Source organism: Cryobacterium sp. Sr3 (assembly GCF_004402835.1).
GTDB classification, from domain to species: Bacteria; Actinomycetota; Actinomycetes; order Actinomycetales; family Microbacteriaceae; genus Cryobacterium; species Cryobacterium sandaracinum.
In genome coordinates this window covers 114,398-134,341 of the sequence record NZ_SOFA01000004.1, presented here as the reverse complement: position 1 = coordinate 134,341, position 19,944 = coordinate 114,398, and the positions used below count along the sequence as shown (strand labels likewise).

Annotated in this window: 18 protein-coding genes; 5 read left to right on the top strand and 13 right to left on the bottom strand. The window is 69.3% G+C overall.

The genetic code is table 11. The features are described from left to right. Window positions 1–10 precede the first annotated feature (10 nt). The 7 genes from E3N94_RS01645 to E3N94_RS01615 all read right to left on the bottom strand — a co-directional run bounded on the left by E3N94_RS01645 (window position 11) and on the right by E3N94_RS01615 (window position 5,748). A complete protein-coding gene (locus E3N94_RS01645; protein ID WP_104101344.1) occupies window positions 11–1,336 on the bottom strand; it encodes an MFS transporter in 1,326 nt (441 codons plus the stop codon). A gap of 131 nt (window positions 1,337–1,467) precedes the next feature. Continuing rightward, on the bottom strand, window positions 1,468–1,707 hold the full coding sequence (locus E3N94_RS01640; protein WP_134401484.1) for a MoaD/ThiS family protein: 240 nt from the start codon (window positions 1,705–1,707) through the stop codon (window positions 1,468–1,470). Next, entirely contained in the window at window positions 1,707–1,994 is a 288-nt protein-coding gene (locus tag E3N94_RS16705) for a DUF6457 domain-containing protein (protein WP_174776112.1), read from the bottom strand. Before E3N94_RS16705 ends, E3N94_RS01640 begins: the two co-directional genes overlap by 1 nt. Before the next feature lie 13 nt (window positions 1,995–2,007). Beyond that, window positions 2,008–2,700, bottom strand: coding sequence for an NTP transferase domain-containing protein (locus E3N94_RS01630; RefSeq protein WP_198416239.1), 693 nt, complete (start codon window positions 2,698–2,700; stop codon window positions 2,008–2,010). A 2-nt stretch (window positions 2,701–2,702) separates the two neighbouring features. Continuing rightward, complete coding sequence (gene moaC, locus E3N94_RS01625) at window positions 2,703–3,200, bottom strand: cyclic pyranopterin monophosphate synthase MoaC (protein ID WP_104170175.1); 498 nt, start codon at window positions 3,198–3,200, stop codon at window positions 2,703–2,705. After that, window positions 3,197–4,495: a gephyrin-like molybdotransferase Glp gene (gene glp / locus E3N94_RS01620; protein WP_134342180.1), complete on the bottom strand. Its 1,299-nt coding sequence runs from the start codon at window positions 4,493–4,495 to the stop codon at window positions 3,197–3,199. The genes moaC and glp overlap by 4 nt, the downstream gene beginning before the upstream one ends. Window positions 4,496–4,497: 2 nt before the next feature. Further along, on the bottom strand, window positions 4,498–5,748 hold the full coding sequence (locus tag E3N94_RS01615; RefSeq protein ID WP_134342181.1) for a ThiF family adenylyltransferase: 1,251 nt from the start codon (window positions 5,746–5,748) through the stop codon (window positions 4,498–4,500). Between the two features lie 191 nt (window positions 5,749–5,939). Here E3N94_RS01615 and fdhA point away from each other — a divergent pair, with 191 nt between their 5' ends. From fdhA to fdhD, 3 genes are all read left to right on the top strand, one after another. Then, a complete protein-coding gene (gene fdhA / locus E3N94_RS01610) occupies window positions 5,940–7,154 on the top strand; it encodes a formaldehyde dehydrogenase, glutathione-independent (protein ID WP_104101328.1) in 1,215 nt (404 codons plus the stop codon). A 131-nt stretch (window positions 7,155–7,285) separates the two neighbouring features. Then, complete coding sequence (moaA, locus tag E3N94_RS01605; protein WP_134342182.1) at window positions 7,286–8,314, top strand: GTP 3',8-cyclase MoaA; 1,029 nt, start codon at window positions 7,286–7,288, stop codon at window positions 8,312–8,314. 6 nt (window positions 8,315–8,320) lie between these two features. Beyond that, window positions 8,321–9,181, top strand: a complete 861-nt coding sequence (gene fdhD, locus E3N94_RS01600; protein WP_134401485.1) for a formate dehydrogenase accessory sulfurtransferase FdhD — start codon at window positions 8,321–8,323, stop codon at window positions 9,179–9,181. Here fdhD and E3N94_RS01595 read toward each other — a convergent pair. After that, window positions 9,178–10,554 carry a phosphatase PAP2 family protein gene (locus E3N94_RS01595; RefSeq protein ID WP_233191429.1) on the bottom strand — a complete coding sequence of 459 codons (1,377 nt, stop codon included), beginning with the start codon at window positions 10,552–10,554 and terminating at the stop codon, window positions 9,178–9,180. The genes fdhD and E3N94_RS01595 overlap by 4 nt on opposite strands. Window positions 10,555–10,562: 8 nt before the next feature. Beyond that, on the bottom strand, window positions 10,563–12,878 hold the full coding sequence (locus E3N94_RS01590; protein ID WP_104101320.1) for an FdhF/YdeP family oxidoreductase: 2,316 nt from the start codon (window positions 12,876–12,878) through the stop codon (window positions 10,563–10,565). 93 nt (window positions 12,879–12,971) lie between these two features. On the opposite strand from E3N94_RS01590, the gene E3N94_RS01585 reads away from it, so the two are divergent. Both E3N94_RS01585 and E3N94_RS01580 read left to right on the top strand, forming a co-directional pair. Beyond that, window positions 12,972–15,203, top strand: a complete 2,232-nt coding sequence (locus E3N94_RS01585) for a glycosyltransferase (protein ID WP_134415160.1) — start codon at window positions 12,972–12,974, stop codon at window positions 15,201–15,203. Next, complete coding sequence (locus E3N94_RS01580; RefSeq protein ID WP_134569656.1) at window positions 15,200–16,516, top strand: glycosyltransferase; 1,317 nt, start codon at window positions 15,200–15,202, stop codon at window positions 16,514–16,516. The genes E3N94_RS01585 and E3N94_RS01580 overlap by 4 nt, the downstream gene beginning before the upstream one ends. A 19-nt stretch (window positions 16,517–16,535) precedes the next feature. Here the strand turns inward: E3N94_RS01580 and E3N94_RS01575 are convergent, their stop codons facing one another. From E3N94_RS01575 to E3N94_RS01560, 4 genes are all read right to left on the bottom strand, one after another. Then, window positions 16,536–17,108 carry a DUF2017 family protein gene (locus tag E3N94_RS01575; RefSeq protein ID WP_104101316.1) on the bottom strand — a complete coding sequence of 191 codons (573 nt, stop codon included), beginning with the start codon at window positions 17,106–17,108 and terminating at the stop codon, window positions 16,536–16,538. Further along, complete coding sequence (gene clpS / locus E3N94_RS01570) at window positions 17,105–17,389, bottom strand: ATP-dependent Clp protease adapter ClpS (RefSeq protein WP_233191428.1); 285 nt, start codon at window positions 17,387–17,389, stop codon at window positions 17,105–17,107. The genes E3N94_RS01575 and clpS overlap by 4 nt, the downstream gene beginning before the upstream one ends. An 83-nt stretch (window positions 17,390–17,472) precedes the next feature. Beyond that, window positions 17,473–18,141 (bottom strand): nucleotidyltransferase family protein, encoded by a 669-nt coding sequence (locus E3N94_RS01565; protein ID WP_134569655.1) that lies wholly within the window; start codon window positions 18,139–18,141, stop codon window positions 17,473–17,475. A gap of 242 nt (window positions 18,142–18,383) precedes the next feature. Beyond that, window positions 18,384–19,805, bottom strand: a complete 1,422-nt coding sequence (locus E3N94_RS01560) for an amidohydrolase family protein (protein WP_104099389.1) — start codon at window positions 19,803–19,805, stop codon at window positions 18,384–18,386. Between the last annotated feature and the right edge of the window lie 139 nt (window positions 19,806–19,944).

Sequence of the window (19,944 nt, the reverse complement as noted above, 5' to 3'; positions counted from 1 at the left end):
GGCAGATCGATCAGCTGGGGAAGGGCGCACCCTTGCGGGCGTAGTAGAACCAGGCGAGCCAGGTGCAGAACACGCAGAACACGGCGCAGCCGGCGAAGAACGCGGTCGGGCTGATCATGGTGAGCGAGATGCCCACGACGAACGGTCCGAAGGCCGCGATGGCGGAGGTCCAGGCGATGGCTCCGCCGGCCTGACGCTTCGGGAAGATCATCGGCATCTGCTTGAACGTGCCGGCGTTGGCCAGCCCGGCGAAGAAGAAGATGATCAACATGCCGGTGAGGAAGCCCCAGAACTCGTCCACGCTGGTCGGCGTGAGGAAGAAGGCGGTGAGGGCAGTTCCCGCCACCATGCCGAGGCCACCGATGAACGTGAAGATCGCGCCGCCCCACCTGTCGCAGAACGGGCCGCTCGCCGCCCGCACCAGGGCGCCGAGGACGGGGCCGATGAATGCGAAGGCCAGCGGGTTCGGGGCATCCGGGAAGTCGCCGTAGACGTTGAGGATGATCAGGCCCATCTGGGCGGCGAGGCCACTGTAGGCGCCGAAGCTCATCAGGTAGATGGCGGTCATGATCCAGGTGTGCTTGACCTGGAAGATGTCCATCTGCTGGCGGAAGTTCGCCGTGATCGGCACCCGGCGCAGGTACATCACCGCCAGGACGATGGCAAGCAGAGCCCACGGGATGAGCACCAGCCCACCGTTGTGCAGCCAGACGAGGTCACCGTCGGCACTGCTCTGGGGGGTGAGGGCGGCGGTGCCGAGCAGACCGAATCCGACGACCCAGGGCAGGATCAGCTGCATCAGGCCGATGCCGAAGTTGCCGAGGCCTGCCTGCAGGCCCAGAGCCGTACCGGCGAGGCGTTTGGGGAAGAAGTAGCTGGTCGATGCCATGAAACCGGAGAAGGTTCCGCCGCCGATGCCGGCCGCGAACGCCAGGGAGAGCAGCACCCAGTACGGCGTCGACGTGTCCCGGGCGGCGAGGGTCCAGCCGAGCATCGGGATCATGAGCAGGGCCGACGACATGGCGACGAGGTTGCGGGTGCCCATCATCGGCGGCAGGAACATGAAGACCAGGCGCAGCAGGCCGCCGGCGAGCCCGGGGAGGGCGACGAGCCAGTACAGCTGGCTGGGTGCGAGGGAGTAGCCGATGTCGTTCAGACGCGGGGCGATCGCGCTGACGAGGTACCAGGCCGCGAAGCTCAGAGTCAGGCTGAAGGTGGTGATCCACAGGGTGCGCCAGGCGAGCCCCGGATCCCAGGTCTCGTCATTCTCCGGGTCCCAGTTGGACAGATCCGGTTTGAGTTTCGAGGCGAACTGCGGGGACGTTGCGACTGACATGGACTTCCTCGGCTGGTTGCTGCCGGGCACCAGGCCCGCGTAGCTTCCACCCTCGCGGTACAGCGGAAATGCGACAACGCGTGAACGCCGTGAAAAATGATTCGGTCGTACAGAACCGAAATCGGCGGGCGTCAGCCGCCGGCGAAGGGCGGCAGCACGTCGACGGTGTCGCTCCCGGAGAGCGGCACCGTGTCATCCGTCGCCCGCGTGCCGTTCACGAGCAGGGAGCACCGGCCGAGGATGCGCTCGAACTCGTCGCCGTAGAGGCTGGTGAGCTGGGCGCGCAAGTCGCCGATGGTGGCGGCATCGATCGCGGCCGCGTCGGCGGCGGCGGCTTCGGCTGCCGCGGCGAAGAAACGGATGGTCGCCATCAGCGTGTCACCTCCGGCTGGTCCGGCGGCCAGGTGAGGGCGAGCCGGGTGGCCAGCGCACTGGCGGCCTCGATGGCGGCGGGTGTGCCGCCGTTCCGGGCGGCGGCCAGACCGACCAGGAACGTGCTCAGCGGGGCGGCGGGCCGGGCCACGTTGTGGGCCACGTCGCGGGCCACGTCGAGCAGCGTGCCCACGGGGATGTCGGCCGGATCCAGGCCGAGTGCGGCGGCGAGGGCCACCAGCCACTCGGCGAGAGCCTCAGGGGGAAGCGGGGTCGAGGCGCTCATTGGGTATCACTCCTCATCGGATTGCTCCGCGGTCGGATTGCTCCGCGGTCGGATTGCTCCGCGGTGGGGTGCTGGTCAGCAGTGCGGAACTCCTCTCCACATCCTGCCATGTGTCTACGTCGCTCCCCTTGCCGTTCTGGTCGCGGACGCCCCGCAGCTCGAGCGGGGCCAGCAGTCCGCGCATGCTGGCGCCGTGGGCGTCGGCGCCGAGCCGGTGCGCGGCCGCCCGCAGCGGCGCCAGACGGTAGATCCCCGCGAGCCACTGCGCGCGGCCGCCCGCGTCGACCAGGTGCAGGCCGTGAACGGATGCCGGCAGCCCCGGGTCGGACGCCGCCGGCACCAGTAGGCGGGCGGCATCCGCTGCCCACGGCAGGTCGCAGGCCAGCAGGAGCACCCAGTCCGCAGGCCCGGACGCGGTCGCGTGCTCGAGCGCCGCGAGTCCCGCCACGATGCCGGCGACCGGGCCGCCGAACGGGGGATCTTCGAGCGTCCAGGTCAGCTCGGCCGTGTCGTCGTCCGGGACGGCCGCACGGGCCTCCTCCGGCCCGACCACGACAACGTTCCGGGCGAGACCGCGGGCGTCCAGCACCCGGGAGAGCAGCGTGCGCCCGGCCACCTCGACCGCGGGCTTGACCGCGCCGTCGAGGCGCCGGGCGCGCCCGCCCGCCAGCACGATCAGGTCGACGCTCATGGCTGCTCGGGTCATCGCTACTCGTTCGGGCGGTGCCAGTCGCCGGACTTCCCTCCGGTCTTCGTGATGAGGCGCACGTTCTCGATCCAAACGGACTTGTCGAGGCCTTTGACCATATCGACCACGGCGAGGGCGGCGACCGACACGGCGGTCAGCGCCTCCATCTCGACGCCGGTGCGGTCGGCCGTGCGCACGGTGGCCGTGACGCGCACCCCGGTGTTTTCGATGACGAGGTCGACGGCGGCGCCGTGCACCCCGATCACATGCGCGAGGGGGAGCAGGTCGGCGCACTTCTTGGCACCCTGGATGCCGGCGATGCGGGCCACGGCGAGCACATCGCCCTTGGGGGTGCTGCCGTCGCGAAGGGCCGCGATGACCGTCGGTCCGCAGGCCACGAAGCCGGCGGCGGTGGCGCTGCGCACGGTGGGCTGCTTCTCGGTGACGTCGACCATGCGGGCCTGGCCGGAAGAGTCGAGATGCGTGAAGGGGTGTGCGGACAGGTCGCGGATGCTCATGTCAACAGCATGACAGTGACGCGGTCGCCCTCGGCAATCCGCGTCACGTTTTCCGGCACGATGGCCAGCCCGACGGCCTGAGCAAGCCCGGCGACGAGGTGGGATCCCGACCCACCCGCGGCGGACCGGCGGACCACTCTGCGGATTCCCACGCCCTCGAGGGTCACCGGCATGTACTGGGCACGGCCGGGCGGGGAGTCCCAGCTCTCCCCGGCGGTCGCCGAGATCGTGGGGCGAAAGAGGTCGATGTGCCCGCCGAGGCGGCGCAGGGCCGGCCGCACGAACACCTCGAACGACACGAAGGCGCTGACCGGGTTGCCGGGGAGGGCGAAGATGAGCGGTCCCTCGACTGCATTGTCGTCGGCCGGCCAGCGGCCGAAACCCTGAGGCTTGCCCGGCTGCATCTTGACCGGCCCAAACCGTACGGTGCCGAGCGGGGCGAGCACGGCCTTGACGATGTCGTAGGCGCCGACGCTCACCCCGCCGGAGAGCACGATGGCGTCGACCGTGCCGGCGAGGCTGGCCAGCAGGCTGCGGAGCGTGTTCTCGTCGTCGGGAACCGCGCCGAGCCGGATCGGCACCCCACCGGCGGCGGTGACGGCCGACGCGAGGAGGTAGGAGTTGGAGTCGGGAATCTGGCCGCGCCGGGCGGGTTCGCCGGGGGTGACGAGCTCGCTCCCGGTGGAGATCACGGCCACGCGCGGAGCCGGGTGCGCCCGGAGCGACGAGGTTCCGGCGCTGGCGGCCGCGGCAACCCGGGTCGGCCAGAGCACCGAGCCGCGGGTGAGCACGGTGTCGCCGGCGTGGGCGTCTTCGCCGGCGCGACGGATGTGCGCTGCCGGCTGCGGCGCCCGCACGACGGTGACCGTGTCGATGCCCTGATCGGTGTCTTCGATCGGAACCACGGCATCCGCCCCGTCCGGGAGCGGCGCCCCCGTCATGATCCGGGCCACCTGCCCGGTCTCCAGGTGCGGGTTCTGGCTGGTTCCGGCCGCAAGGTCGGCGACCACCGGCAGCGTCACCGGGTGCTCGGCGGAGGCCTGAAGCAGGTCGGCGCGCCGGACGGCATAGCCGTCCATGGCCGAGTTGTCGAAGGGAGGTGTGTCCGTGGCGCTTCGAACATCCTCGGCCAGCATCAGGCCCAGCGCCTCGTCAAGCGAGACCAGCACGGGCGGCAGCGGGGCGACCGCGGCGAGCACGAAGGAGAGCTGGTCGGCGACGCTGCGGGCCGAGACCGGTACGGCGCAAGCGTCGGCGTCGTGCTCGTGGGCGTGCTCGTGCGTGTTCCCCGTCATGGTCAGTTCCCCGCTGTGGTCGTCGATTCGTTGGACACGGCGTCGCCGGCCCACTTGCTGCCCCGGCCGGGAGCCGTGCGTGCGGCGACGGCAACGTCCCAGGCGACGATCCCGCCGGCGAGCAGGGTGAGGCCGGTGAAGCCGGCCGCGTCCAGGGCCATCGCGGCGCGTTCGGCCCGCGGCCCCAGATGGCAGTGCAGCACCAGCGGCACGTCCCGCGGCAGGGTGGCCATTCCGGCCTCGGTGAGCAGGTCGCCGAGAGGCAGCAGGACGGCATCCGGGATGGCGCTCTCGGCGTGCTCGTCGGGCTCGCGCACGTCGACCAGCACGAACGGGTCGGTTCCCTCGGCGCGGGCAGTGAGCCGGGCCACGAGCTCCACCGGGGTGAGCGTCGACCAGGCCCCAGCGGTGGCGGCCCGAGCGGAGCCGCGGGCGGCGGCGAGGGTCGCTGCCGGGTTCGGGTCGGCGGCGGCGATGCCGGTGCCGATCAGGGGCACTTCGGTGAAACGGCCCGAGAGCGCGTCGATCACGAGCACGCGCCCGATCAGCGGAGCGCCGATACCGGCGATCAGCTTGATCGCCTCGGTGGCCATCAGCGAGCCCACCTGGCCGCAGAGCGCGCCGAGCACGCCGGCTTCGGCGCAGTTGGGCACCTCACCCTCTGTGGGCGGGGTCGGGAACAGGTCGCGCAGATGCACCCCGGTGAGGCCGCTCTCGGCCGGTGGGCTGGCCCAGAACACCGACAGCTGGGCGTCGAAACGGAGAACGGATGCCCAGACCAGTGGCAGGCCCAGGGCCGCGCAGGTGTCGTTGACCAGGAAACGGGTGGGGAAGTTGTCGGTGCCGTCGATGACCACGTCGTAACCGCCGATGATCGCGGCGGCGTTGCCGGCGTCGAGCCGTTCGGCGTGCTGCACGACCACGGCCTCCGGCGCGATCTGGGCGATCGATTCGGCGGCGCTGGCCACCTTGGGGCGTCCGACATCCGCCTGGCCGTGCACGATCTGGCGTTGCAGGTTGCTGGGTTCGACGTCGTCGCCGTCGACGATGCCGATCGTTCCCACGCCGGCCGCGGCCAGGTAGATGAGCGCGGGGGACCCCAGCCCGCCGGCGCCGAGCACGAGCACCCGGGCGTTGGCGAGGCGGCGCTGGCCGAGCTCGTTGAGCTGGGGCAGACGGCGTTGGCGGGCGGTGCGAACGGATTCGGCGCCGCTCAGGCGGGCGATCGGCTCGACAAGAGGGGGAATGGCCATGCTTCCACGGTAGGCGTTGGCAGCGCCCGGTGTGTACCCAAAACAGTCATCTGAGCACACCCCTTGAATTTCAGGCCGCAATGTAGTCCTCTAGATGTGAAACAGGCACCAACTAGAAATTTCGATGCAGTCTCGCGCGGCCCGACGGGTCTCGCTGTGAGGGAAGCAAACAGGAACTAGGAAGGTACTTCATGACTGGGAACAGAGCAGTTGCCTACAAGAGCCCGGGCGTCGTCGAGGTCATCGACATCGACTACCCGACCTTCGAGCTGAAAGACGGACCGGGTGTCAACCCGGCGAACGTGGGCCGCAAGGTGCCGCACGGGGTCATCCTCCGCACGGTCACCACCAACATCTGCGGCTCGGACCAGCACATGGTTCGCGGGCGCACGACCGCGCCGTCGGACCTCGTCCTCGGCCACGAGATCACCGGCGAGGTGGTCGAATGCGGACCCGACGTCGAGTTCATCAAGGTTGGCGACATCGTCTCGGTGCCGTTCAACATCTCTTGCGGCCGGTGCCGCAACTGTAAGGAGCGCAAAACCGGAATCTGTCTCAACGTCAACCCCGACCGCCCGGGCAGCGCCTACGGCTACGTCGACATGGGCGGTTGGGTCGGCGGCCAGGCCGAGTACGTGCTGGTGCCGTACGCGGACTGGAACCTCCTGAAGTTCCCGGACCGGGACCAGGCGCTGGAGAAGATCATGGACCTCACCATGCTCTCGGACATCTTCCCGACCGGCTTCCACGGAGCGTTCAGCGCGGGCGTCGGGGTCGGATCGACCGTATACATCGCCGGAGCGGGCCCGGTGGGTCTGGCCGCGGCGGCATCCGCTCAGCTGCTCGGGGCCGCCGTCGTCATCGTCGCCGACCTCAATGAGGAGCGGCTGGCGCAGGCCCGCAGCTTCGGCTGCGAGACCATCGACCTGCGGAAGGGCGAACCGCAGGATCAGATCGAGCAGATCCTGGGTGTGCCCGAGGTCGACTGCGGCGTGGACGCGGTCGGCTTCGAGGCCCGCGGCCACGGCAAGGATGCCGGAACGGAGCGTCCGGCCACGGTGCTGAACTCGCTGATGACGGTCACGGCCGCCGGTGGTGGCCTGGGCATCCCGGGCCTCTACGTCACGGGTGACCCGGGCGGGGTCGACGAGGCGGCGAAGGTCGGCTCGCTGTCCATCCGGCTGGGCCTCGGCTGGGCCAAGTCCCTGTCCTTCGCTACCGGTCAGACCCCGGTGATGAAGTACAACCGGTCGCTGATGATGGCGATCCTGCACGACAAGGTGCAGATCGCGAAGGCCGTCAACGCTCAGGCGATCAGCCTGGACGATGCCCCGCGCGGCTACGCCGAGTTCGACGCCGGCAAGTCGATCAAATACGTGCTGAACCCGAACCAGTACATCAAGTAAGCGCGTTCGACCGGTAACAGGACATCCGGCCCGCGGTTCGCCCGGGTCGGATGCCCTGTTCTGCTGAGGCCGGGCATTTGTCACCGTCCCGAAGGACTGTTGCCGCGGAGGGCGGCGGTTAGTGTGGAGACATGATTGATCAGTTCCAACGCCCGCTGCACGATCTGCGCATCTCGGTCACCGACCGCTGCAACTTCCGCTGCGTGTACTGCATGCCCAAAGAGGTCTTCGGCAAGGACTTTGCTTTCATGGAACGCGACGAACTGCTCTCCTTCGAAGAGATGACCCGGCTGGCGCGGATCAGCGTGGCGCACGGGGTCGAGAAGATCCGCCTCACCGGCGGTGAGCCGTTGCTGCGCAAAGGGATCGAGGAACTGGTGGCGATGCTGGCGGCGCTCCGCACCCCGGACGGCCGCCCGATCGACATCGCGATGACCACCAACGGTTCGGTGCTGGCGCTGAAGGCCCGGGCTCTGAAGGACGCCGGGCTGAAGCGCGTCACGGTGTCGTTGGATTCGCTCGACGACGCCACGTTCCGGGCCATGAACGACGTGAAGTTCCCGGTCGCCAAGGTGTTGAACAGCCTGGACGTGGCCCACTCGGTCGGGCTCGGCCCGATCAAGATCAACATGGTGCTCAAGCGCGGGCAGAACGATCAGGACATCGTTGCCATGGCGCGCCACTTCAAAGGCACCCCGTACATCCTCCGGTTCATCGAGTTCATGGACGTGGGCTCGAGCAACGGCTGGGAGATGGGTGACGTGGTGCCCTCGGCCGAGGTCGTGGCCCGCATCAACGCTGAACTGCCTCTCGAGGAGGTGGCCCCCAACAAGACCGGTGAGACCAGCCGCCGGTGGCGCTACCGCGACGGCGAGGGGGAGATCGGCGTGATCTCCAGTGTCACCCAGTCGTTCTGCCATTCCTGCTCGCGGGCGCGGGTCTCCACCGACGGCAAGCTGTTCACCTGCCTGTTCGCGACCGAGGGGCACGACTTGCGTGCCCTGATGCGCGGCGGTTGCACCGATGAGCAGCTGACCGAGGTGCTGAAGCAGATCTGGCGCGAGCGCACGGACCGCTATTCGGAGCTGCGCAGCGCCGAGACCGGCCGGCTGCGCGCATCCGGCAAGAAGAGAATCGAAATGTCGTACATCGGTGGGTGAATCCAGATGAGCAGGATCACGGCCAGGCGCAAGGTCGTGCGACTGACGGCGGGCGAGAATCCCACCAGCCGGGAAGACGTGCTGGCGGTCGAAGAGCCACTCGAGATCCGCGTGAACGGCCGCTCCCTCGCCGTCACGATGCGAACCCCCGGCAACGATTTCGACCTCGCCGCCGGGTTCCTGGTGTCGGAGGGCGTCATCACCCGGAACGAGCACTTTTCCACGGCCCGGTACTGCGCCGGCGCCACCGTCGAGGGCGTTAACACCTACAACGTGCTCGACGTGTCGCTCGCGCCCGGGGTCACACCGCCCGACCCGAGCCTGGAGCGATCGTTCCTGACGACCAGTTCCTGCGGGCTCTGCGGCAAGGCCAGCATCGACGCCGTGCGCACGAAGTCGGCGTTCCCGGTGACGGCTGACCCGCTTCAGGTCGACGCAGAGCTCCTGACGAGCTTCCCCGAGGTCTTGCGTGCCGCCCAGGACGTTTTCGAGAAGACCGGCGGCATCCATGCGGCCGCCCTCTTCGACGGGACCACCGGGCGGATGCTGGTGCTGCGCGAAGACGTCGGCCGCCACAACGCGGTCGACAAGGTCATCGGCTGGGCGCTGAAGGAAGACCTGCTTCCGCTCACCGGCACGGTGCTGATGGTGTCGAGCCGGGCGAGCTTCGAACTGGCGCAGAAGGCGCTGATGGCCGGGATTCCGGTGCTCGCCGCCGTGTCGGCGCCGTCGTCGCTGGCCGCCGAGTTCGCGGACGAGGTAGGCATGACGGTGGTCGGGTTCCTGCGCGGCGACTCCATGGTGATCTACGCCGGGGCGGAACGCATCACGAGCGGCGAGCGGACGCCGCAGAGCGTCCCCGGCTAGCCGCGCTCCGCGGGTTCGACCACCCGCCCGGTGCGCCAGGTGTCGACCGTGATCACGCAGCCCACCACTATCAGGGAGATCGAAACGGAGGCCAGGGCATCCGTGGTCCAGTGGTAGCCGAGGTACAGGCGGCTGAGGGCCGCCAGCGCGATGCCGACCACGGCGATGCTGAGACCGAGGGTGGTGGCCCGCATGCTGCAACGGCGCGAGAGCAGAAGGTAGGCGGTCACCAGCAGGAAGTCGGATGCACCCAGCACGTGGCCGGAGGGGAACGAGAACGTGAGATCCGTGCCGTACAGCATCAGGTCGATCGGCGGCCGCTCGCGGCCGACCGTGCGTCCGATGACCTGGGCCAGCACCACGCCGGTTGCCATGGCACCGGCGAGCAGCAGGGGGCGCCAGGCGTGCCGGGTGAGAAGACCCCAGCCGACGCACACGACCAGCACGATCAGGGGCAGCGCGACCGGCCCGAATACGACCGCCAGCACCACCATCACGGTCGTCAGAACGGGGGACCGGGCTTCCAGCAGCCACTCCTGCACGGGGAGGTCGATCGCGGTGACGCCGCCGCCGCTCTGCACACTCAGCAGCGTGAGCGTGAAGACGACGGCGCCGAAACCCAGGCAGGCGATCGCGGTGACTTGGAGCATGCGGCGGGACCGGGCATTGCGTTCCCACGTCTCGACGACGTACCGGTCGTGGAACGTGCGCCACGGATGCGACGCGCGGCTGCGTCGGCGTTCGCGATCGAGTGTCACGGCCAGGGGAGCCCAGACCACCACCGCGATCCCGATGCCGAGCAGTGCCGCCCCGACGGTGTCGGTCAGCCAGTGAGCGCCCAGGTAGGTGCGGCTGAGCATCATCAGCGCCGTGTACAGCGCTCCGGCCAGCCACACCCACCAGAACCGGAAGAGCAGCGCCAGGATTATCGCCAGCGTCGCCGCATTGGCGACATGGCCGGAGGGGAACGACCCGAAATCGACGCTGACCAACAGATCGTCGAGCTCGACCGGGCGGGCCCGGCCGAACAGCCACTTGAGGAGGTGCACGGCGGCACCGGAGACCACGGTTACCGCGAGGGCGAAGCCCGCGGCCCACGGGCGCTTGAAGAACAGGAGCAGGCCGATGAGCAGACCGGGCACGACGACGGAGGCGGTGAGACCGCCGCCCAGGCTGTTCATCACGAGGGCGAGGGAATCCCACACCGGTGCCCGATTGCCGGACACCGCGATCATCCACTCCGTGTCCAGGGCGAACGGCTTGCCGTTCCGGGAGATGACCAGGCCCAGACCCACCGCCAGCGCGACGGTGACCAGCCCGGAGAGCAGCGGCCACCAGTGGGTGACGCGCTGTGCCCCAGCGCCCGTGTTCACGCCTCGGCTCACGTCAGCGGTGCTGAATTCGCTGCCTCGTGGGCGATGAATCGCACGGACATGGCCTTGTAACCGGGGGTGTTCGACTCCCGGGCCACGAGCTCGCGGTGCATCAGGGCGTTCGCCTCGGGGAAATACGCGGCCGCGCAGCCCCGCGGGGTGGGGTAGACCACCAGGCGGAACTCGTTGGCGCGCCGCTCCTCGCCCCGGAAAGTGCTGATCACGTCGACCATGTCGCGGTCCGCAAAGCCCAGCTCGGTGACGTCGTCCTGGTGGATCAGGATGACCCGGCGGCCGCCGGAGATTCCGCGGTAGCGGTCATCCAGGCCGTAGAACGTGGTGTTGTACTGGTCGTGGCTGCGCATGGTCTGCAGGATCAGGTGGCCGGCCGGCGGGGTGAGGTACTCGAGCGGGCTGACCGTGAACCGGGCCCGGCCGATGTCGGTGGCGAAGCTGCGGGTGTCGCGGGGTGGGTTGGGCAGTACGAAACCGTTCTTCGTCTTGAGGCGCGCGTTGAAATCGGTGAAGCCCGGGAGAACCCGCGAGATGCGGTCACGGATGACGTCGTAGTCGTCGGCCATCGCCTTCCAGTCGATCACGTGGTCGTCGCCGAGGGTGGCGCTGGCCATCCGGGCGACGATGACGGGCTCGGCGAGCAAGTGCTCGGAGACCGGGTCCAGACGCCCCTGCGTGGTGCGCACGACCGACATGGAGTCCTCGACCGAGAGCACCTGGCGACCACCCGGGTGCTTGTCGTCCGTGTCGGTGCGCCCCAGCGTCGGCAGGATCAGCGAGGTCGTGCCGTGCATGATGTGCGACCGGTTGGGCTTGGTCGACACGTGCACGGTCAGGCCCACGCGCTGCATTGCCGCCTCGAGGGCCACTGTGTCGGAGCAGGCGAGGGCGAAGTTGCCGCCCATCGACACGAACACGTCGACGTCGTCGTTCTCGAAGGCCGCGACGGTGTCCACCGAGTCGAGGCCGTGCTTGCGAGGGGACTCGATGCCGAATTCCTTGTCCAGCGCGGCGAGCATCGATTCCTTGGGCTTCTCCCAGACGCCCATGGTGCGGTCGCCCTGCACGTTGGAGTGGCCGCGAACCGGGCAGGCGCCGGCGCCCGGCTTGCCGAAGTTGCCCTGCAGCAGGAGTAGGTTGATGATCTCCTTGAGTGTGTTGACCGAGTGCGGCTGCTGAGTGAGTCCGAGCGCCCAGCAGATGATCGTGGCCGTGGAGTCGATCATCATCTGCGCGACGGTGGAGATCTCCACCGCGGTGAGCCCGGTGGCCTTCTCCGTCTCGGCCCAGTCGATGGTCGTGCGGGCGGCGCGGTACTCGTCGAGGCCCTGGGTGTTCGCCGCGACGAACTCCGCGTCGACGACGGAGCCGGGAACGCGCTCCTCCGCTTCGAGCAGCAGGTGGCCGAGGGCCTGGAACAGGGCCAGGTCGCCGCCGACCTTGATCTGCAGGTACTCGTCGGCGAGTGCTGTGCCATCGCCGATCAGGCCGGAGACCGACTGGGGATCCTTGAAATTGAACAACCCGGCCTCGGGCAGCGGGTTGACGGCGACGACCCGGCCACCGTTGTCCTTGCATTCCTTGAGGGCCGACAGCATCCGCGGGTGGTTGGTGCCCGGGTTCTGGCCGACGACGAGGATCAGCTCGGCATGGTGGATGTCTTCGAGCGAAACGGTGCCCTTGCCGATGCCGATGGTGGCGTTCATGGCGCTTCCGGAGGACTCGTGGCACATGTTCGAGCAGTCGGGCAGGTTGTTCGTGCCGATCGAGCGGGCGAACAGCTGGTAGAGGAACGCCGCCTCGTTGGCGGTGCGTCCCGAGGTGTAGAAGACCGTACGGTCGGGAACGGTGGCTCGGATCCGCTCGCCGATGAGCTCGAAGGCTTCGTTCCAGGAGATCTGGGAGTAGTGCGTGTCGCCGGGACGGATGACCACCGGATGCGTGATGCGGCCCTGGTTGCCGAGCCAGTACTCGGTCTTCGTGGCGAGCTCCTCGATCGAGTGCTCGGCCCAGAACGCCGGCGTCACGGTGCGCAGGGTGCTCTCCTCGGCGACGGCCTTGGCGCCGTTCTCACAGAACTCCGCGGTCTTGCGGTGGCCCTGCGACTCCGGCCACGCGCAGCCCGGGCAGTCGGTGCCGTCGCGCTGGTTGAGGCGCAGCAGTGCCTTCGCCGTGCGGGGAACGCCGGCCTGCGCGAACCCGCGATCGAGCGCCACCAGAACCGCTTCCACTCCGGCCGCGGACTTCTTCGGCTTCGTGACGACCAGATTGTCTTCGTTGATGTCTTCGATCGGAGCGCGTCGTGTCATGTGACCATTTTGCTCCATTTCACAGGGCGTTCCGACATCGGCTACGTGTATGTTCGGATCGGACTGCTTGAAGCAGGAGACAGGGGGGGCACCGTGGGAACTCACACGACGCTGGACACGATGCGGCAGACCCGGTCAATCCTGGACGGCATTCGCTGCGCCGACGACCTGACCATCGCAGCGAGCCGGGACGGCGGCATCCGCGCCGTGCGCCTGCTCGCGCAGGCGGCGACCGACCCTGGCGACCAGCTGACCGCGATCGCGGCCATTCACTCGCTCGGCCAGGTGTTCGACGAGTCCGCGGATGACGTGCTCGTGTCGCTGCTCACCCACGACTCCCTCTTCATCCGCGAACACACGGCCTGGGCGTTCGGCGCCCGGCTGCCCCGGTTCGAGGCGATCTCCGGACTGCTAAGCATGGTGGTCGACGGCGGCTTCTCCGGCATGATCGCCCAGCGCACGCTGGAGCAGTGGAGCTCGTCGGTGCCGGTGCATGTGGCGCTCGCCCTCGAGGGCACCCTGATCGGCGTGCATGAGTGCGGCGCCCGCGCCCGCCTGGTCGAAACGATGGGTCTCATCGCCGGGCGCATCCCCGAACGTCTGCTGCGCCGGGTCGCAGTCGACGGCTCCGAGCCGAACGCGGTGCGTGCGGCGGCGATCGCGGCCATCGGCGACCTCGGTCCGAACGAGGCCAACATCCGTATCGTGAGCGACCTGTCGCAGGGCAGCGGCGTGCTTGCCGACGTGGCCCGGCTCGCCCTGATCGACTTGACCGTGCCGGCCTACCCGCGCCCGCCGTGGAGCCGGGGGCTGACGGTGGCCCAACTCTTCCTGCACGCCGACATCGACCGCGAACTCAGCCAGGTGGGAGCCGGCGATAACGGCGGCATCGCCACGCTGCTCGTGCGCCTGGGCGACGCGCTCGTCTCCGGCGGCAGCGGCAGCGGCGGCAGTGAGCGCGGCGGCTCCGTGGAACGGGTGCTCACCCTCTCCCGCGGCAGCTTCGCCGGCGCGCTCACCTCTCTGTCCGAGGTCGGGTCTTCCCTCGCGGAGCACGCCTTCGCGACCGTGCCCTTCCTGGGCGAACCCGTCGCCTCGGTCGATGCCTGGCCGCGGCGGATTGCGACGCAGCGCGGCATCCGTCGCATTCTGCGCGCCGCCGGCACCGTCGACGCGATCCACCTGCGAATGGCCGACATCGGCACGCTGGCTGCCTCCACCGTCGCCCGCGAGCTCGACATTCCGATCGTGTTCACGGTGGCCCCCGACCCGCACAGCGTCATCCACTCCCTCGACAGTTCCGGGGTGCTCACCCGGGCGAACTTCGGCACGGTCGACGAGACCGAGCACTTCTGGTTCCGGGCCCGGCTCGTTCAGCGGCTGGCCGCGGATGCCGCGCACACCGTTCTCTTCCCGAGGCCCGAGCTGCGGCGTGACATGCGCGACCTTGTGGGAATCGATATCCGGCAGCATCCGGAACGCCACTCCGTGATCGCGGAGGGCATCGACCTCGCCGTGATCGAGCGTGCCCTGGCGGATGCCCGACTCGCGGCCGACCCGCCCGCCGCGCACGCGACCGGGGCGACCGGCGTGACCAGCGCGGCGGGCGCGGCGGGCGCAGCGGCGCTAGCCGAACTGGACGACCTGCTCACCACCCTCCCGCCGAGCCGGCGCGGGCTTCCGCTCGCCGTCACCGTCGGACGCCTGCACCGCGTCAAGGGCATGGCTGCCCTGGTTCAGGCGTGGGCTGCGGATGCCAACCTGCGCGCCCGCTGCAACCTGCTCATCCTCGGCGGGGACCTGAATTCTCCCTCCCTCGACGAGAAAAGCCAGCTGGACCAGATGGCCGCGGTCGTCGACCTCGCCAATGCGGCCGACCAGGGCCTACTGCTCGCCGGGCACCGCACCAACGACACCGTGGCGCACTGGCTGGCCGCGGCCCGGTACGGCCGGCCCGGACTGGCGGCCCCCAATGGGGCGTATGTCTGCGCGAGCATGAAGGAAGAATTCGGCATCGCCCTGCTTGAGGCCATGGCGACCGGGCTCACCGTCGTCGCCCCGAATTCCGGCGGCCCGGCCACCTATGTGGAGCACGCAGTGACGGGTTTCCTCGTCGACACCGGCAACCAAACGGCCCTGGCGGGCGGGATCATCGCTGCACTCGAGTTGGCTGCCGGCCCCCTCGGACCGGAGTACGCGGACCGGGCCGGGGAAATGGTGTCGCGTTCCTTCACGATCCAGGCCATGGCTGAGACGCTGACCCGGGTCTACCGCGACGTCGCCGACACGAACGAGTCGGGCGCGTACCTGGTGAGCGTTTCATGACGCTGCTGATCATCAGCCCGGACTACGCCTCCCACCTGTTCCCGCTGGCCACTCTGGGCACCGCGTGGCTGGAGGCCGGCGAACGCGTCGTGGTGGCCAGCGGTTCGGCCACTGCCGACATCGTGGCCGCGTTCGGATTCGAGCGCATACCCCTGCAACTGGGCCGCGGCTCGAACCCCGGCACGATCCGCGCCGAGGAACAGCCGACGGGCGAGGACGACGCGCTCCGCGGGTTCTTCGACGCCACCCGGCTCGGAATGGTGGAAACGCTCTGTTTCCAGGCCAAGGCACGCAGCAGCGACCTGCTCTGGAACCCGGTGGAGGTGGCCCGCGCGGTACAGCTCATCGTGGCCGAGGTGCAACCCGACCACGTGATCGTCGATCACCTGGCGTTCAGTGCGCGCCTCGCTTTGGTGAGTGCGGGCATCCGTCACGCCGATGTGGTGCTCGGTCACCCGTCGGCGCTGCCCGTGGGCGCGGAGGTCTACGGTTTCCCGCCGGAGTGGCCGCTCGCCTTCGCGCCCGACAGCGACGACCTCGGCGCACTCCTGACGATCTGCGAGAGCGTGCGGGATGCGTTCACCACCCAGTGGAACGACGCCCTGCGGGTTCTCGACCCGGCCGCGCTGCCGAGCCCGGATGCGTTCATGGAGTCCGGAGACATCCTGCTGCTCAATTATCCGGCCGAGCTGCACGACACCGCACGTGGCGAGTTGCTGCCGGCGCACGCGTTCCTCGGCTCCGCCGTGCGCAACGAGGCCGCCGACGACGAGGTGAACGCCTGGCTCGCCGCCGACAGTGACCGGCCCATCGTCTATGTCAGTTTCGGCAGCTTCCTGTCGGTGCGCGGGGATGTTCTCGCCCGGGTGGCCGAGGCGCTTGCCGCACTCGACGTGCGGGTGGCCGTCGCCGCCGGTGCCACCGACCCCGCGGAACTCGGGCCGATCCCCGACTCCTGGCTCGTGCGCGCGTTCCTGCCGCAGGTCACCGTGCTGGCGCGCTCGGCTCTGGCGGTGTCGCACGGCGGCAACAACAGCGTCACCGAGGCGATGACCTCGGGGGTGCCACTGCTGCTGCTGCCCTTCTCCACCGACCAGTTCGCCGGGGCCGCCGCGGTCGAAGCGGCCGGATTCGGGCTGTCCCTCGCGCCCAACACGGCTACGGTTGAGGAGCTTCGGGCCGGAATAGCCGAACTGCTCGCGCTCGACGGGGACGCCCGGCGAAGCCTGGATCGGTTGAGTTCCTCGCTGCAGGGCGGGGCCGGGCCCAAGCGCGCGTACGCGGCGCTGCTGGCGGTGCCGGTCGAGCTGTAGGTTGCGAGTATCCGGGAGGTCAGACGTCGATCGCGTAGACCAGGGATTCCTGCACCATACCGAACCAGTCGTAGATGTCGTTCAGGAACGGTGCCGCGTCGGCGCTCCGCGCCGGCACCCCGTCGGGCCCGATCTCGAGGCGTTCGGCAAGGGTGAGGCGCAGGTCGGTGAGCGTGCGCAGCCAGGACTGCACGTCGTCGGCGTCGAGGTCGATAATCACGGGCGCCTCGGCGGATGCGGCCGCGTCGGCGGTCGCAGGTAGCTCGGCGTCGTTCGGTTCGTCGGCGATGTCGGCGGGCGGTTCCTCGCCGAGCGTCGCAAGCATGCACCGGGCGTTCCGCACCTTGCGCTCGAGCAGGTCATCGGCGGTGAACCGGCGGAATTCCGCGGCGGCCTCGGGGTCATCGGCGTAGGCATCCGGCAGCAGCCGACGCAGGGCCGGGTCACCGGATGTGCCGAGTGCGTGGGTTTCGGCGCCCTCCAGCAGGTCAATCAGCTGGCTCGCGGCCAGGCGCAACAGGCCGATCTCGACGGGTTCGAACCGGGCGGTCACGCTGCCGGCGTTCTCGCTGCCCGTCATGAACTGCATCATGCGTCGGCCTTGGCGAGGGTGGCCCACAGCCCGTAGCCGTGCATGGCTTCGACGTGGCGTTCCATTGCTTCCCGGTTGCCGGAAGCGACGACGGCCTTCCCGTCGTTGTGCACCTGCAGCATGAGGCGCTCGGACTCCAAGGCGGAGATGCCGAAGTAGCTGCGGAACACGTAGGAGACATAGGACATCAGGTTCACCGGGTCGTCCCAGACGATGGTGATCCAGGGGCGATCGAGGGACACGGCGTCTCGCAGATCGAGTCGTTCGTCAGTCTTCGGCACGGGTTAAGCCTCACACGGAGGGGGGGCAATTCCAACCCGGTGTGGCCGGTGTCCGGGGGCGTGGTGCGGTGCGGTTTCGGTGCTCAATCGCGCGTGTCGACGTCGAGCCCGGTCTCGAGGTCGGCGCAATCGACCAGCCGGGTGTTGTGAGACTGCAGGTAGGGACGTGCGCCGGTGTCGCCGGTGGCGGTGTCGATGAGCGCGCCCCAGTGTGCTCGCCCGATCACCACCGGGTGTCCCGGGCGGGCGTCGAAGCCTGCCTGCCGGAGCGTGAGCGGGCCGACGGGGTTCGCGTCGGCATCCGTGGCACCGGGCACGGTGTCACCGGGCAGGGTGTCGATGGGCAGGGTGCCGATCAGTCGTGCGACCGTGCCGGGCAGCAGACCCGGGATATCGACCGGGACGATCGCCACGGCGACCGGAGCAGGCAGGAGCTCGGTGGCCTGCAGCTCGGTGGCTTGTCGCAGGCCCGCCCGCAGGGACGCGGAGAGTCCCTCTGCCCAGTCTTCAGCCTGCGTGAGGACGACCGACGGGGTCATGCCGAATTGGTGGAGCAGTGCCCGGACTTCTGCGGTTTCGGCGCCGAGCACGACGATCACCGGTGAGCAGCCGGCATCCGTGAGCGTGCGGATCGTGCGCACCAGCCAGGGGATGCCGTCGTCGCCCTGCGCAAGTGCCTTCGGCATGCCGTAACGGGAGCCGGCGCCGGCTGCGAGCACGAGGCCGGCGATTGGTGCGGAGGAAGTGGCCATGCCTGCCATCGTAGGGCGGTGCGGGTGTGGGCACGGGTGTGAAGGTCGGTCGGGCACGGCCCGCACGATTCTCACCTTTTAGTCCATCAACCCCTGACGAATTCGACGGAGATTTCACCGATTTCGCGCCCAAATGGATGCTCGGGGCCGGTTCTAAGCAAAATCTCCGTCGAATTCGTTCGGCCAGGGCGGGATTGAGGGCGGGACTGGAAAGCGGGAGGGCGGCTCAATCGCCGGGCGGCTCAACCACCGGTCGGGGCGAGCACCCGGCGGCCGCGCACGAAGACGCCGGCGATCGCGGGCTGGCGGAGGGCCAGCAGAAGCGCGAAGAGGGTCTGGTCGGTGGCCATCTCCTCGTCGTCGGCCCGGATGCCGCGCTCGAGCACCGTGGCAAGGGGCTCCCAGCGGTCCGGCTCGATCAGGAGGAAGTCGGCGTCCTTGCCCACGTCGAAGTTGCCGAACCGGGCCTCCATGTCGAGTGCGCGCGCGCCGGCCAGGGTGCCGGTGAAGAGCAGGGCGGCCGGATCCAGCGACAGGCCCGCCTCTCCGGGCTCGGAGAGGTGCACCTTGAAACAGTCGTTGAGCACCCGGGAGATGAGCCATTCGTCGCCCGCGCCGACATCCGACCCGATCGCCACATTCACGCCGAACGACGTCGTGCGCAGCCACGGCATGGTGCCCGATCCCAGGAACTGCTGCGACGTGGGGCAGTGCGCCACGCTCGTTCCCGTCTCGGCCAGGCGAGCCAGCTCGCTGTTCTCGCAGTGCACGGCGTGGGCGAGGATGCTGCGCCGCCCCAGCAGGCTCGACCCGCCTCGCGCCGAACCCGGCAGGAACCGGCCGTCGTAGGTGTCGAGGTAGGTGTCGACCTGGTAGACCGACTTCACGGCCTCGATCTCGCCCGTGCCGGGCCGGTTGTTCTCGTTCAGGTGGCTGTGGAAGTAGACCCCCTGGCCGCGCACCGCGTCGTAGAGCTCGCCGAGCCCCGCCAGGGTCGTGGGGGTGACGGAGAGGCTGAATCGCGGCACCACCGCCACCTGAAGCAGCGCGGTGGCGGCGTCGCCGGTGTCGACCGCGTGCCAGCGGGCGATCTCATCCGTCACAAGCTCCAGGGCCCTGGCCTCGCTCGTGAGCAGCGCCTGCGAGGGCTTCGAACCGACCGTCTGGATTCCGCGTCCGCTGACCAGGCGCAGTCCGGCCCGGTGCGACTCCTCGAACAGGGCGTCCTGCGCGGGAGGGAACGCGGAGCCGAAGACCAGGGCGCTGGTCGTGCCCGCGGCGACGCGGCGACGGGTGAAGTCCCGGGCGATCTGCTCGCCGAACCCGGGGTCGGCCAGGCGAGCCTCGGCCGGGAAGACGCAGTTGTCCAGCCACTCGAGCAGCTGGCCGCCGCCATAGGAATCCGTGGAATAGGTCTGCGGGAAGTGCACGTGGGTGTCGACGAAGCCGGGCAGGATGAAACCGCCCCGGTTGTCGGTGACCGCCAGGGTTTCGTAGACGGCAGGGAGGTCGACGAATGAGCCCACCCAGGCGATCCGGCCCGTGTCGGTGGTCACCAGGACGCCGTCGGGCAGGGACACGAGGTGCCGGTGCGCGGCGGCTACGGTGGGGGAGCCGGCAATGTGGAAGATGTGGCCGCGGTAGACCCGGCTGGACGGTGTCACGTGAGAGCCCGTTCTCTGTTCGTCGTTCTCTTCCACTGGACTCGTTTCCACCGGACTCGTTCAGTGTATTGGGGGTCGTCAGGCTCGACCGCCGTGCGATCAAGTAAACGCTTGCAGCAAACGCTTGCATAAGCGGTAC

Coding starts and splice junctions, on each gene's coding strand:
- E3N94_RS01645 (WP_104101344.1), bottom strand. CDS start 1,336: ATGTCAGTCGCAACGTCCCCGCAGTTCGCCTCGAAACTCAAACCGGAT.
- E3N94_RS01640 (WP_134401484.1), bottom strand. CDS start 1,707: ATGGCGACCATCCGTTTCTTCGCCGCGGCAGCCGAAGCCGCCGCCGCC.
- E3N94_RS16705 (WP_174776112.1), bottom strand. CDS start 1,994: ATGAGCGCCTCGACCCCGCTTCCCCCTGAGGCTCTCGCCGAGTGGCTG.
- E3N94_RS01630 (WP_198416239.1), bottom strand. CDS start 2,700: ATGACCCGAGCAGCCATGAGCGTCGACCTGATCGTGCTGGCGGGCGGG.
- moaC (WP_104170175.1), bottom strand. CDS start 3,200: ATGAGCATCCGCGACCTGTCCGCACACCCCTTCACGCATCTCGACTCT.
- glp (WP_134342180.1), bottom strand. CDS start 4,495: ATGACGGGGAACACGCACGAGCACGCCCACGAGCACGACGCCGACGCT.
- E3N94_RS01615 (WP_134342181.1), bottom strand. CDS start 5,748: ATGGCCATTCCCCCTCTTGTCGAGCCGATCGCCCGCCTGAGCGGCGCC.
- fdhA (WP_104101328.1), top strand. CDS start 5,940: ATGACTGGGAACAGAGCAGTTGCCTACAAGAGCCCGGGCGTCGTCGAG.
- moaA (WP_134342182.1), top strand. CDS start 7,286: ATGATTGATCAGTTCCAACGCCCGCTGCACGATCTGCGCATCTCGGTC.
- fdhD (WP_134401485.1), top strand. CDS start 8,321: ATGAGCAGGATCACGGCCAGGCGCAAGGTCGTGCGACTGACGGCGGGC.
- E3N94_RS01590 (WP_104101320.1), bottom strand. CDS start 12,878: ATGACACGACGCGCTCCGATCGAAGACATCAACGAAGACAATCTGGTC.
- E3N94_RS01580 (WP_134569656.1), top strand. CDS start 15,200: ATGACGCTGCTGATCATCAGCCCGGACTACGCCTCCCACCTGTTCCCG.
- E3N94_RS01575 (WP_104101316.1), bottom strand. CDS start 17,108: ATGATGCAGTTCATGACGGGCAGCGAGAACGCCGGCAGCGTGACCGCC.
- E3N94_RS01565 (WP_134569655.1), bottom strand. CDS start 18,141: ATGGCCACTTCCTCCGCACCAATCGCCGGCCTCGTGCTCGCAGCCGGC.